Below are 13,075 nucleotides of genomic sequence, written 5' to 3' on the forward strand. Positions count from 1 at the left end.
TATAGCGGGTGCTTCCCACTAAACGGGGACTGTGAGCACCGTCATGTGTTAATAGCTAATAGCAACTTAGGGACTGCCGGCTCACACTTGTACTTTGAGTGTATCATTTTTGAAACGGGTACGAAATAATTTACACAAGGAGGACGGGGAAACATGAACATTTTAATTACTGGAGGAACTGGTTTTGTAGGAAATGCACTTACCAGCTATTTTCACAAGCGAAATGATCACGTGTACATACTAACACGTTCACCGCAAAAGCATGCCAATTTAGAAAAGACGACGTTTATTGGATACGATCACCCTCCAAGAGAATTACCTGCAATGCAAGTAGTCATCAACCTAGCCGGAGAATCATTATTTGGATATTGGACAAAAGCAAAAAAAGAGAGAATTATAAATAGTCGCATCACAACTACTAAAAAACTAATTGCATTTATACAGGAACTTCCCAAACTTCCTGGTGTTTTTATTAGTGGTTCAGCAGTAGGCTATTACGGTACATCAGAAGATCTGATGTTCTCAGAAAACACTACTAAACCAGGAGATGACTTTCTCGCAAAGGTTACTGTGCAATGGGAAAATACAGCAAAGGAGGCGGAAACACTTGGAATTCGTACCGTATTTACTCGATTTGGAATTGTATTGGGAAATGAAGGAGCATTACCTTTCATGAGTCTTCCCGTAAAGTTATTTGTTGGAGGAAAAATTGGTAACGGAGAGCAGTGGATCTCTTGGATTCATATAGAGGATGCAGTTAGGCTTATTGCATATTGTATAGATAACGAAAGAATAACTGGTCCAGTAAATATAACTGCTCCCCATCCAAAACAAAATAAAGCATATATACGTACTTTAGCTAATGTATTACATCGTCCTTATTGGCTACCCGTTCCGTCTCTTTTCGTATTTTCCGTCTTAGGAGAGATGGCACAGTTAATCACGAAGGGGCAGTATGTTATCCCCCAAAAAGCATTAGACTACCAGTTTTCTTTCTCCTTTCCCTATTTAGAAGAAGCACTGCGGCAAATAGTACGTTCTTCCAAGTCCAAGTAGTCTTTCGTCCTTTGCATCTTACCGTTTAATACTACAATCGTTTACTGGCAGTATCGATCATTTTACTGCCAGTAACTTGTTTTCTTCATTTACAATAATTTTTTCTTCTTTTAAAAAGTCGGATGTTCCAGTAAAAATGACAAAGCACATTTCATCGCTAGCTTTTTTCTAGCCGTTTATTAGTCAACCTGCTCCTTTTTATCTTCTTACTAAACACCCACTTTTAATAATCCATTAAAAAACTTGCGGGTGTATTTCTTTTGTGTGTAAAGCTTGTAATAATTTCATTACCATCCCTTCCGCCTGCAGTCTTGCCTCAGCCTTGTCAGTACCAAATCCATAACCAGCAATAATTTTCGTATTTTCAAACATCGCAAAGGCTTGCCACACTTCACTTTTCGTAACATTCCATATAAAAATGATTACAGTATGATTGGATATCACTTCAATTTCAAACTCATAATCTTTAAAGATAAAGCGTAATATTTTGCATTTCGTTAATGTTGTTATGGTTGGATGATAAAGTTTCATGCAACTAATCATTATTTCCCTCCTACAAACGGTCTTTATAAGAACATTCTACTATATGTGCATATTAAGAACAACGATGTTATCAATTTATTTCTTAAATCATGGTAGGATAAAATGGACTATCGATATTTTTCTAATTTTAACCAATTGAGTGTGATAGAATGAGTGAAAAAATTGCATACAACATCAAATTTTTACGAGAACAACATGGGTGGACACAAAAAGAACTAGCTGAGAAACTGCTTCTCTCCCGATCTGTGATTGCAAAATGGGAGAATCACACCGTTACCCCTGACATTACTTCGCTTATCAAGCTTTCTGATATCTTTAAAATATCACTTGACCATTTAGTAGGGAATTATTCATTTCAAGAAGATTTGATGAGAGAATTTAAACGTATCTATGGCTCTTCTCCTGCCGCCTTCGATAAAGAAGTAGTGGAATTAGTTGAATATATAATGACCTACCCAGAATTTAAAGAAAGAATCTTTCAACTTAAACAGCTTTCCATTAAGAAGCAACGCTCCATTCACAGACTTTTAGGAGACATCATTTATCAATACAAGCAATTATAATTTATTTATTGTTTTTACATAGTTAGCGAAATTTTAATAGTGAGGGTTTGAACAAAAAATACCACTGATTGTGCGAATTGCCCCTTGCTTAACTGTCTCCAATAACCCGCCTTATGGCTTGCCCTAAGACGGGTTTTCGATTGTCTAGAAATCTACATCCGTTTCTACACGAGAGATACTATTTTAGCTTCGTCTAACTTATGCCGAACATTTGCGTTTTTATTCTTGTTAATACATTCGTATATAAACATCTCTTAAGAGCTGATAAACAGCTCTCTTTTTTATTAATGAGGATATAAAAGGGAAACTTCATTCCGTAGGAGTTTTCTTCTTTATGATTGACATTATGTTATAACTGTTATACATTTAATATAACAGTTATAACTGTAAGGGGTGCCATATAATTTGTTTATTTCTTTAGATTTTGAAGGAAAAGTTCCAATTTATTTACAGTTATGTAGACAAATTGTAGAAGGAATTGCAAAACAAGAATTACTTCCAGGTGATACATTACCGTCTGTACGATCGCTTGCAGCTGATATCGGAATCAACTTACATACGGTAAATAAAGCCTATCAACAATTAAAACAGGATGGTTTTTTACAAATTCATCGTCAAAAAGGGGTTGTCGTTAATCCAGATGGTATACCAAGGGCGAATAAAGCATATAAAGCTTCTTTACAAAAAGAGCTACGTCCCATCATTGCCGAGAGTATATGTCGTGATTTAACAAAGGAAGAATTTTATATCATCTGTGAAGAAATCTATGCAGACTTTAATAAAGGAAGTGATCATCAATGAGCACAATGCTTTTAGCTATTATTTTCATACCACTCTGTCTCTTTTTCATTTTTACACCTTATTTGACAAGAAAAACCGAAAGTTTTGGTGTATCGATTCCAGAAAAAATTTACTATACAACTGAAATGAAAAGGATGCGAAAGCAATATGCAATGGTTACAGGTGCTATGAGTATCTTTATTTTGGGTTCCATCATTGCATTAAGTCTATTTAAATTCAATGACAATCTAGCTAATCTGCTTATCGTTATCATCATTGTTGGCACAATCATGATGCACTTCCTTATTTATTATTTTTTTCACCGAATAATGAAACGAAAAAAGCAAGCTGCAGATTGGAAAAATGACAGAACAGAAAAAATATTTATTCATATGAAATTTCATAATCAGCAATTAAGGTATTCGAACAAATGGTTTATTATACCATTTGTTGCTTTTCTGACAACCATTACCATTACCTACTATTTCTATGATAAGCTTCCTCAAGAACTCGCTATTAATTATGATTTACTGGGAAACGGCACAAACTTTGTTACGAAGTCTTATATTTCTGCTCTTGCTTTACCGATAACTCAGCTATTTTTATTAAGCTTGTTCTTAGGGGTAAACATTCTAATCGGCAAGGTGAAACAACAAATTAGTGCAGAAAATCCGAAAAAATCGCTGCAACAAAATGTGATGTTTCGTAGAAGATGGTCAGCTTTTATTGTATTAAGCGGGGTATTACTAACTTTATTGTTATTCTTAGGAAGATTAGCAGCCATATTTCCCAATATACAGCCGGTATATACTATAGCAACGATCGCTATCAACCTTTTTTTGTTCATTGGTGCTGTTTTTTTAGTTTTTTCAACTGGTCAAAGTGGTAGTCGAATCAAGCTTCCCGATGAGCGAAATGAAGCAGTCATTGATCGTGATGATGATCGTTATTGGAAACTTGGACAATTTTATGTTAATAAAAATGATCCAGCTATCTTTTTAGAAAAACGATTTGGGATTGGTTGGACTATAAACTTGGGAAAGCCGCTCTCATGGATCATTATGTTTATATTTTTACTAGTTATACTTGGTTTAGTCCTATTAACTCACTAAAGGAGATGTGACATTGCAAGAAGTATTCGAATCGGTAAACTGGTCAGTGGTTACTCCGTTTATTGTTATTCAATGTATTTTAATGATTGTTGCTTTAGTCGATTGGGCAAAAAACAAGTATACTAATGGGTCAAGGATAATGTGGTTATTTATCATAATATTACTTAATATAATTGGACCGATTCTGTACTTTATATTCGGAAGGAGACAACAATAAATGACATTACTTTCGGTCTCAAATTTATCTAAAAAGTTCAATGCTACATTTGCAGTTAAAAACGTAAATTATCTGTTTACTCCTCATAAATGCATCGCTTTAATTGGTCCTAATGGTGCTGGTAAAACAACTACATTACAAATGATTGCCGGCTTACTTACTCCTACATCCGGAAACATCGAATTTGAACAAAGAAAGGAGATTGACAGGCGTAAATTAATTGGTTATTTACCGCAGCATCCTGTATTCTACCCGTGGATGACAGGCAATGAATTCTTGAAATTTAGTGGACAATTGGGTGGGTTATCTAAAGGAGAAGCAACGAAAAGATGTGAAGAACTTCTTGAAATAGTAGGGATTGCCGATGCAAAAGATAAGCGAATTGGAAATTATTCTGGTGGAATGAAGCAGCGACTTGGGATTGCTCAAGCAATTATTCATAAGCCCAAGTTAGTCATGCTTGATGAACCCGTCTCCGCACTTGACCCAATCGGTCGTCGAGAAATTCTTTCTTTAATGGAAAAACTAAAAACAGAGATGACAGTCTTATTTTCAACGCATATTTTAAGTGATGCTGATGAAATTAGTGATGAATTGCTTTTGCTTCGGAATGGAGAAGTCATTGAATCCGGATCGATGAAAGAGTTACGCCACAAATATCAAACAACAAAAATATCGCTGCAATTTGCAGAATGTCAAGCTTTTTATCAAGAAAAAGTAGCAGCACTTCCTGCAGTACGTGACACATTGACAGATAAGGACTCTGTTCAGGTTTTGACTAATAACATAACGAAAGCTCGGAAAGAAATTTTGCAATTAGCAGGTAAGGAAAATTGGCCAATAATAACTTTTCAAATCCAGCAGGTCTCACTCGAAGAAATGTTTATGAAGGCGGTGAACAATAAATGACTACAGTTTTACTCAGAAAAGAAGGCTTAGAAAATTGGCGAAATAAGAAATGGATATGGGTACCACTTGTCTTTATTCTTTTAGCTATTATGGATCCGATTACGAATTATTATCTCCCGGAAATTATAGAATCTGTCGGTGGCTTAGCTGATGGAACTGTTATTGAATTACCTGATTTCACACCAGAAGATGCAATTATGATGAGCCTAGGACAATATTCCAGTTTAGGAGTATTGGTTATTATTCTGTTATCTATGGGAACAATTGCCGGGGAAAGAAAAAGCGGTGTTTTAGAACTGATTCTGGTTAAACCTGTCTCCTATTCAAAATTCATTATTGCCAAATGGCTTTCATTATTACTATTAATATGGCTTTCTTTCATTATTGGAATGCTAACAAGCTGGTATTATATTAATATTCTATACGGAGAAATAGCATTCACCACGGTTCTACTTGTTATTTTCTATTATGGACTTTACTTCAGCCTTGTTTGCACCCTTTCTATTTTTTACAATGCCATTGTCAACTCACCTGGACTAGTAGCCTTTTTCACGATACTTACAGCTATTATCATTAGTGTAGTAACGAAATTGTTTGGAAAACATATGGTATGGAGTCCTGCTAAATTAACAGATCATATTGAGGAGATGTTAATAACAGGAAACGTTACTTCTGATTTAATTTCTACTACAATCGTTAGTATATTGCTTATCCTCACCCTATTATTTGCCGCAATTTATGGATTTACTCAAAAACAGAAAAAGGGTTCCTAACTACAGTTACAAGTTAACATTAGATAAAGTAAAACTTCATTTCCGTGGAACGCTTTTTACACGGAATGTTAGTACCTTAAAGGTATGGCCTAAAGCCCTTGAACGAATCGGGCATTTAGGTGCCGTTTTCTCACGCCTACTTCTTCGTATTGCCTACACTCTTAAAGCGGGAGATTACGGCACCTTACATGCGGGATAAAGGGAAACTTCATTCAAGAAGCGCCTTTCTTCTTGAATGAGAACAAAGGCTAAAATCACGATGTATTGCTGTGCTGCCGAAGTTCCCCCTGTCCTTGAAAAAATCGCGATGAGCCGCTTTCGAAGTTTTTCCTTGTTCTGTCATCCCTTACGAATCGGGCATTTGCAAGCCAATATCTCCTACTTCAATTTCTTCGTATTCCCTGTAAGTCTTGAAATGAGAGGCTTACGCTACAGGATAAACAATCAAAAAAAGAGGTATTAGAAAAACTTGGCTTGTCGCCAAGTCTTTATGGCAAAAGCTATCGTTTTTCTTATACGATAAGACCTAAAGTTTTATCCTTTCCATTAGTACAAGATAAAAAACTGCATCCATGGATGCAGTTTTAGTCTTCCCCTATTTTTTTATCTTGGCTCTTTGGTAATCTCCCCGCTTTTTTTGCTGCTTCTCGTAACAAGAATTCCAAATGACTATTTACACTGCGAAATTCATCTTTGGCCCAAATTTGCAAAATTTCATACAGCTTTGGATCAATCCGTAACGGAAAGCTTTTCTTTTTAGACATATAACCCCTCTTTTAATTATTGGTATAGGGATCCTGTGTTAATAACAGGTTGTGTACCATGATCTGAAACGATCGATACGAGTAAATTATTTGCCATTGCTACACGACGTTCATCATCTAATTCTACAGCACCATCTTTTTCTAACTGTGCAATAGCATCCTGCACCATCCCCACCGCTCCTTCAACAATTAATTTCCTAGCAGCAATAATTGCACTAGCCTGCTGACGTTGCAGCATAGCTTGGGCAATTTCTGTTGAATAGGCAAGATGAGTTAAACGCGTTTCGATCACTTCTACACCAGCAACCTTTAGTCGCTCCTGTAACTCTACTTTTAACTCATTCGATACCTCTTCAGCATTTCCTCTTAGTGATAATTCTTCATCTGAGAAAGTATCATAAGGGTACTTGGTTGCAACAGCGCGAATGGCTGTTTCACTTTGGATTTCTACAAACTGCTCATAGCGGTCAACATCAAATACTGCTTTTGCACTATCAACAACTTTAAATACGATCACAGCAGCAATCTCAATTGGGTTTCCATTTACATCGTTTACCTTTAGCCGATTACTGTTAAAGTTTCTAACTCGTAAAGAAACCATTTTTCTAATTGAAAATGGAACGGTAATAACAATTCCTTCGTTACGAATGCTTCCCATATATTTCCCAAGAAAAATTACGACAGCAGATTGATTTGGTTGTACTAATGTAATCCCACTGGCTAATGTAATAGCTACAATCAAACAAATGATACCTAGAATAAACTGTCCTTTAATAAAGCTAAACGCAGTACCTGCCAATATTGCCGCAATAATCAAAATCCCAACATATCCATTTAATGTCCATGCCGATTTTTCCTTCATTAATCCCCACACCTTTCTATCATTTTTATATTATAATGATATCACTTTTGTATATATTTGTAAATGTCAATTAGCATATAAGGAATCGAGTGGCTCTTTTTCTGGAATAACTAGATACGTTTCCCCATTTGTACGAATAACAATATTTCCTAAAGCAGCAGTAGAATAAATATTTGCCTTCACTTTGTATAAATTTTTTACGACACGTTTTACAGGATGACCATAATGATTATTTTTGCTATACGTTAGAATCGCTTCATCCGGTTTAATTTCTCGTAAAAAAGCTAAAGACGTACTTGTGTTGGAACCGTGGTGCGCAACCTTGAGTATTTCTGTATCATCCTTAATTTTCTTCATTATTTGTCTTTCTTGTTGAATTTCTACATCTGCCATGAACAAAAAATCAACTTCCTTATAGGTCACTTTTAAAGCAATCGAGGATTGGTTATTAGTCCTAAATTTCTTGTACGTGTTAAGTACTTGAATATCAAGCAGTGGATCTATATTGATTTTTTTATCCTGTTCAGCGATTTTCACCGGTATTTTTTGTTTCTGGATTTGCTGAATATATTTTGCATAATGTCTTGTTGTATGCAGCTTCCCGGAGTCTAATATTCTTTCCACATTCACTTGCTTCAAAACTGTAACAAGTCCGCCAATATGATCAATATCCGGATGTGTCGCAATTAACAAATCAATGGTCTCAACCCGATGTTTACGTAAATAAGCAACTACTTTTTTTCCAGCACCTGGTGGTCCCCCATCAATTAAAATATGCTTATTATGCGGCGTTTTAATCAATATGCTGTCCCCTTGCCCAACATCAATAAAATGCACTTGCATATCTGAAATTTCATCACTATGTATAGGATAATCATTTATACAAAAGTAAAACACAAGTACCGTTAAACCTAAGAACATCCGAATCTTGTTCATCATCCATACATCCTTTTTCCATGCTAAAGATACAATTATTTTCTATCTAATCGCATGAAATTATGAAATAATGAAGTAGTAAGTTTTTGGGAGTATTACGGCACCTTAATGCGGGATAAATAATATCAATGTAAAAACTAAAGTTGACACCCGCCAAACATTGAACTCTTTAGTAGATGGCAAATTCTCTTGTATCACAGTGCAAATAAAAAAACTCTGTTCTAGGCTTCGGTTTTATGTAAAGTTTCAATTTTACAATGTCGAATCACTTCTATGCTTTTTAACTGAACTCGTTAAGCCTATAGACGAGGCAACTAAATCTCATACACTTAGGCCTTAAAGTTTTCTAACTTTTATCTTTTGTTCAAATTTTTTCCCAAGCATAAAAAAAGCATGAGCCCGCTTCTATACCGAACTCATGCTATTTCTATCATCATATTTTATGCTTGTTTTACGACAATTTCATTATCTACAACGTCTACGTGAACATTTTTCACGTCCTCATTTTCTAAAATGAGATCTGTTAATTGATCTTCAATTTTATCTTGTATTACCCTACGCAAAGGTCGTGCACCAAAACGTGGATCATAACCTAGCTCTACCAATTTTTGCTTTGCTTCATCTGTTATAGTGATAGAAATTTCATGTTCTGCAATTGTCTCCTGTAGTTCATGGAGCATTAGATCAACAATTTCCAACAAGTTTTCTTTCGTCAACTCATTAAATTCAATAATCGCATCAAAGCGGTTTAAGAATTCTGGTTTGAAGTAATCACTTAAGTTCTCTAATGTGGAAACAGATTCATGTGCATCTTGATTAAATCCTACATTTACTGATTTAACCCCTGTTCCAGCGTTACTTGTCATGATGATTACTGTGTCTTTGAAGCTGACAGTTCTTCCTTGTGAATCTGTTAAATGACCGTCCTCCATAATTTGTAGAAACATGTTTTGAACATCTGGGTGTGCCTTTTCAATTTCATCAAGCAAGATGATGGAGTAAGGATTTCTACGCACTTTTTCTGTTAATTGACCAGCTTCCTCATGTCCTACATAGCCTGGAGGGGAACCAATAATTTTAGAAACGGCATGTTTTTCCATATATTCACTCATATCAAGTCGGATGAGTGAATCTCTTGAACCAAATAGTTCTTCAGCAAGCACTTTTGTCAATTCTGTTTTTCCAACCCCTGTTGGACCAACAAATAGAAATGATCCAATTGGACGTTCTTTCGACTTTAAGCCTGCTCTGCTACGGCGAATCGCTTTTGCCACCTTATCTACTGCTTCTTTTTGCCCAATTACTTTAGCTCCTAGGTTTTTAGCAAGATTTTTCATTTTTTCTTGTTCATCGGCTTGTAGTTTCGTTACAGGAATTCCTGTTTTTTCTTCTACAATTAATTGAATATCTGAAATATCTACATCAATAACTTGCTCTTCTCCTTTTGCTTTTTCCAATTGTTTTTGTAATTGTATTTCTTGATAACGTAAGTGAGCAGCGCGTTCATAATCTTCACGCTCTGCTGCTGCTTCTTTTTCTTTCGTAATTTCCTCTAAGCGTTGACGAATAGACTCAGAATCCTTAGATGAATTAGCTAGGTTTAACCGGGAACCAACTTCATCCATTAAATCAATCGCTTTATCTGGTAAATAACGATCTTGGATATATCGTTTTGACAAGTTCACACAAGCTTCAATAGCTTCATCAGAATAACGCACCTCATGAAATTTCTCATAACGGTCTTTTATTCCTTGTAGAATCTGAACGGCTTCTTCAGGTGTTGGTTCTTCAACAATGATTGGTTGTAGTCGTCGTTCAAGAGCAGCATCTTTTTCAATTTGACGGTATTCTTTTAGGGTCGTCGCTCCAATTAATTGAATGTCTCCTCTTGCAAGTGCTGGTTTAAGTATGTTTCCAGCATCCATTTGTGAACTTTCTGCTGTTCCAGCTCCTACAATTAAATGAATTTCGTCAACAAATAAAATAACATCTTGACGTTCTTGTAATTCCTGAATTAATTGTTTCATCCGTTCTTCAAATTGTCCGCGAATTCCAGTATTCGCTACTAGTGATGCTACATCAAGTGTGTAAATTTCTTTATTAAGCAGTTTAGTAGGAACATCACCTTCAGCAATTTTCAAGGCTAGTCCTTCCGCTATTGCTGTTTTACCTACACCAGGTTCACCAATTAATACCGGGTTATTTTTATTTCTGCGGTTCAATGTTTCAATAACACGTTTTACTTCATTATCTCGACCAATTACAGGATCAATTGCTCCAGATCTTGCTTCGTGGGATAAGTTTTTACCTAGCTGATCAAGAAGCCCATTACCTTGATACCCGTTTTGTTGTTTTGTCCGTGTTCCCATTTTGGGAGAGCCATTTTCGTTTCCAGATGCAGAAAATGCTCCGAATGCATTATTGAATGGCGAATAGGAAAAGAAATCATTTGAATTCATCATTTGCCCTTGAAGTTTACGGAAGCACTCTCTACACAAATGCATTTGCATTTGTTGGTTGTTAATTTGCATAGCTACATTAATATTCGCTTCGTTCTTTTTACAGTTTTGACAAAGCATTTTCTTTCCTCCTTTATTTTTTCTTTTATTTATCTCAATATTTGACTTTGACTATATTTGACCTTTCGATTCTTATTATACTCTGACCTTCTTTGACTTTCAAGAGGGATGCACAATTTTTTTAAAAATTTTTATGATAAATACCTATTTGCAATAAAGTGAACTTCATCATTACAAGAAACTTTTCAACTTGAAGCGGACGAAAGATAATACGTTAACTTTATGCTTATAAACCAATTTATAGCCTCTTTACTATTCATGTTTCCTTCTTTTTAAAAGTTAAAACAGAAAGTCTGAACTGACTTTCTGTTTCTAATCTACTTCCGGTTTTAATTGTTCTTGTTGTCGTAAAATGACTCTACGCGTTTTTCCGGAGGGCGTTTTCGGCAGTTCATGAATGAACTCAATTTTTCTTGGATATTTATAGGGACCTGTCATTGCTTTTACATGATTTTGCAGCTCGGTTATTAAGTCATCCGTTGGTTGAACTCCTTCTTTTAGAACAATAAAAGCCTTCACAATGTTTCCACGTATTTCATCCGGACTCGCAATTACTGCACATTCTTGAACCACCGGATGCTTTACAAGCGCATCTTCCACTTCAAATGGACCTATTGTATAACCGGAGCTAATGATAATATCATCCCTTCTTCCTTCAAACCAAAAGTAACCGTCTTTATCCTTATAAGCTTGGTCACCAGTAATATAATAGTCTCCTCGCCTTGATCTCTTAGTACGTTCGGTATCCTTATAATATTCTTTAAAAAGGGCAGGACAATCAAGTTTTACAGCAATGTCACCTACTTCACCTGAAGCAACGAGCTTGCCATCTTCGTCAATAATATCGACCTCATTACCTGGTGTTGGTTTTCCCATGGATCCAGGTTTCACCTCCATATCTTTTAAAAATCCAAGTAATAATGTATTTTCTGTCTGGCCATAACCATCACGAACCGTTATATTAAAATACCGTTTAAATGTATTAATGACTTCAACATTTAATGGTTCACCAGCTGAAACAGCGCTATGCAATGCGGGTAATTGATACTTATCAAGGTTATCAGCTTTTGCCATCATCCGATATTCTGTAGGTGTACTACAGAGTACATTAATCTGGTAATCAGCTAGTAATTGTAAGTGTTTATTGGCACTAAATTTTCCGTTATAGACAAACCCGGTTGCTCCAGAACCAAGGACAGAAAGAAATGGGCTCCACACCCATTTTTGCCAGCCCGGGCTGGCTGTCGCCCAAACTCGATCTCCCTCGTTAATCGCCAACCAATGATGAGCTGCAATTTTAAAATGGGCATATCCCCAGCCATGAGTATGTACAACACCTTTTGGATTACCAGTTGTTCCGGATGTGTATGGCAAAAAAGCAATATCATCTTTACTAGTAGAAACAATTTCTAAACGATTACTAGCATCGTCTATTAGTCCATCCAAATAAAACCAGTTATCTTCAGTCTTTCCAATCACAAATTTAATCAGCTGACCGTATTCTTGAATACCAGTAAATTGATCAACATAAGGATAATAGCTGACAACCCCGCTAACTCCGCCATGTGTAATACGATATTGTAAGTCCTTTGTCCGTAACATCTCAGAACTTGGAATAATAATAATACCGGTTTTCAGTGCTGCTAAATATACTTCATAAGCTGCTAATAAGCGCGGTAACATGACTAAAATTTTATCTCCTTTTTTCAATCCACTATCAAGGAAAACGTTTCCAATTTGATTTGCCCTTTTTATAAGCTCCCTATATGTAAGTGTGTGAGTATCTCCTGAATGATCCTCCATAATTAAGGCTAGTTTTTCTGGATCTTGTGCATGGCGCTCCATTTCCATCGCGATATTATAATGATCCGGAGCAATTAATGCCTCTCTGTTCAATCTCATCCACTCCTTTTTTAAAATTATATCAAAAGTTATGAAAATTTTAAATAACTTAATAATTAAAACGCCCTTAAAGAAAAAA

13 protein-coding genes are annotated in these 13,075 nt (G+C 35.7%); 7 read left to right on the forward strand and 6 right to left on the reverse strand.

Translation table 11 applies throughout. The annotated features are described in order from the left end of the window. Window positions 1-153: 153 nt before the first annotated feature. Window positions 154-1,056, forward strand: coding sequence for a TIGR01777 family oxidoreductase (locus BN1066_RS02825; protein ID WP_077318002.1), 903 nt, complete (start codon window positions 154-156; stop codon window positions 1,054-1,056). 234 nt (window positions 1,057-1,290) lie between these two features. Here BN1066_RS02825 and BN1066_RS02830 read toward each other — a convergent pair whose 3' ends face one another. Beyond that, window positions 1,291-1,599: a hypothetical protein gene (locus BN1066_RS02830; RefSeq protein WP_077318003.1), complete on the reverse strand. Its 309-nt coding sequence runs from the start codon at window positions 1,597-1,599 to the stop codon at window positions 1,291-1,293. A gap of 149 nt (window positions 1,600-1,748) precedes the next feature. Between BN1066_RS02830 and BN1066_RS02835 the strand changes: the two genes are divergently transcribed. From BN1066_RS02835 to BN1066_RS02860, 6 genes are all read left to right on the forward strand, one after another. Beyond that, window positions 1,749-2,162 (forward strand): helix-turn-helix domain-containing protein, encoded by a 414-nt coding sequence (locus BN1066_RS02835; RefSeq protein WP_077318004.1) that lies wholly within the window; start codon window positions 1,749-1,751, stop codon window positions 2,160-2,162. A 405-nt stretch (window positions 2,163-2,567) separates the two neighbouring features. Beyond that, window positions 2,568-2,963: a GntR family transcriptional regulator gene (locus BN1066_RS02840; RefSeq protein ID WP_077318005.1), complete on the forward strand. Its 396-nt coding sequence runs from the start codon at window positions 2,568-2,570 to the stop codon at window positions 2,961-2,963. Then, complete coding sequence (locus tag BN1066_RS02845) at window positions 2,960-4,054, forward strand: DUF1648 domain-containing protein (protein ID WP_077318006.1); 1,095 nt, start codon at window positions 2,960-2,962, stop codon at window positions 4,052-4,054. The genes BN1066_RS02840 and BN1066_RS02845 overlap by 4 nt, the downstream gene beginning before the upstream one ends. A 13-nt stretch (window positions 4,055-4,067) precedes the next feature. Further along, window positions 4,068-4,271, forward strand: a complete 204-nt coding sequence (locus tag BN1066_RS02850) for a PLDc N-terminal domain-containing protein (protein ID WP_245799681.1) — start codon at window positions 4,068-4,070, stop codon at window positions 4,269-4,271. Then, window positions 4,272-5,180 carry an ABC transporter ATP-binding protein gene (locus BN1066_RS02855; RefSeq protein WP_077318007.1) on the forward strand — a complete coding sequence of 303 codons (909 nt, stop codon included), beginning with the start codon at window positions 4,272-4,274 and terminating at the stop codon, window positions 5,178-5,180. It begins immediately after the preceding gene. Beyond that, window positions 5,177-5,953 (forward strand): ABC transporter permease, encoded by a 777-nt coding sequence (locus BN1066_RS02860; protein ID WP_077318008.1) that lies wholly within the window; start codon window positions 5,177-5,179, stop codon window positions 5,951-5,953. Before BN1066_RS02855 ends, BN1066_RS02860 begins: the two co-directional genes overlap by 4 nt. A gap of 584 nt (window positions 5,954-6,537) precedes the next feature. Here BN1066_RS02860 and BN1066_RS02865 read toward each other — a convergent pair. The 5 genes from BN1066_RS02865 to mbcS all read right to left on the reverse strand — a co-directional run bounded on the left by BN1066_RS02865 (window position 6,538) and on the right by mbcS (window position 12,990). Continuing rightward, a complete protein-coding gene (locus BN1066_RS02865; protein WP_077318009.1) occupies window positions 6,538-6,717 on the reverse strand; it encodes a type II toxin-antitoxin system antitoxin in 180 nt (59 codons plus the stop codon). 16 nt (window positions 6,718-6,733) lie between these two features. Continuing rightward, window positions 6,734-7,579, reverse strand: coding sequence for an SPFH domain-containing protein (locus tag BN1066_RS02870; protein WP_077318010.1), 846 nt, complete (start codon window positions 7,577-7,579; stop codon window positions 6,734-6,736). 66 nt (window positions 7,580-7,645) lie between these two features. Next, a complete protein-coding gene (locus tag BN1066_RS02875; protein WP_077318011.1) occupies window positions 7,646-8,515 on the reverse strand; it encodes a ComEC/Rec2 family competence protein in 870 nt (289 codons plus the stop codon). A 440-nt stretch (window positions 8,516-8,955) separates the two neighbouring features. Continuing rightward, window positions 8,956-11,094 carry an ATP-dependent Clp protease ATP-binding subunit gene (locus BN1066_RS02880; RefSeq protein ID WP_077318012.1) on the reverse strand — a complete coding sequence of 713 codons (2,139 nt, stop codon included), beginning with the start codon at window positions 11,092-11,094 and terminating at the stop codon, window positions 8,956-8,958. 312 nt (window positions 11,095-11,406) lie between these two features. Next, entirely contained in the window at window positions 11,407-12,990 is a 1,584-nt protein-coding gene (gene mbcS, locus BN1066_RS02885; RefSeq protein ID WP_077318013.1) for an acyl-CoA synthetase MbcS, read from the reverse strand. Between the last annotated feature and the right edge of the window lie 85 nt (window positions 12,991-13,075).

The organism is Virgibacillus proomii, from assembly GCF_900162615.1.
GTDB classification, from domain to species: domain Bacteria; phylum Bacillota; class Bacilli; order Bacillales; family Amphibacillaceae; genus Virgibacillus; species Virgibacillus proomii.

Bases quoted from the DNA above. Each gene is read 5' to 3' on its own strand.
- BN1066_RS02825 (WP_077318002.1), top strand. From the start codon at position 154: ATGAACATTTTAATTACTGGAGGAACTGGTTTTGTAGGAAATGCACTT.
- BN1066_RS02830 (WP_077318003.1), bottom strand. From the start codon at position 1,599: ATGATTAGTTGCATGAAACTTTATCATCCAACCATAACAACATTAACG.
- BN1066_RS02835 (WP_077318004.1), top strand. From the start codon at position 1,749: ATGAGTGAAAAAATTGCATACAACATCAAATTTTTACGAGAACAACAT.
- BN1066_RS02845 (WP_077318006.1), top strand. From the start codon at position 2,960: ATGAGCACAATGCTTTTAGCTATTATTTTCATACCACTCTGTCTCTTT.
- BN1066_RS02855 (WP_077318007.1), top strand. From the start codon at position 4,272: ATGACATTACTTTCGGTCTCAAATTTATCTAAAAAGTTCAATGCTACA.
- BN1066_RS02860 (WP_077318008.1), top strand. From the start codon at position 5,177: ATGACTACAGTTTTACTCAGAAAAGAAGGCTTAGAAAATTGGCGAAAT.
- BN1066_RS02865 (WP_077318009.1), bottom strand. From the start codon at position 6,717: ATGTCTAAAAAGAAAAGCTTTCCGTTACGGATTGATCCAAAGCTGTAT.
- BN1066_RS02870 (WP_077318010.1), bottom strand. From the start codon at position 7,579: ATGAAGGAAAAATCGGCATGGACATTAAATGGATATGTTGGGATTTTG.
- BN1066_RS02875 (WP_077318011.1), bottom strand. From the start codon at position 8,515: ATGAACAAGATTCGGATGTTCTTAGGTTTAACGGTACTTGTGTTTTAC.
- BN1066_RS02880 (WP_077318012.1), bottom strand. From the start codon at position 11,094: ATGCTTTGTCAAAACTGTAAAAAGAACGAAGCGAATATTAATGTAGCT.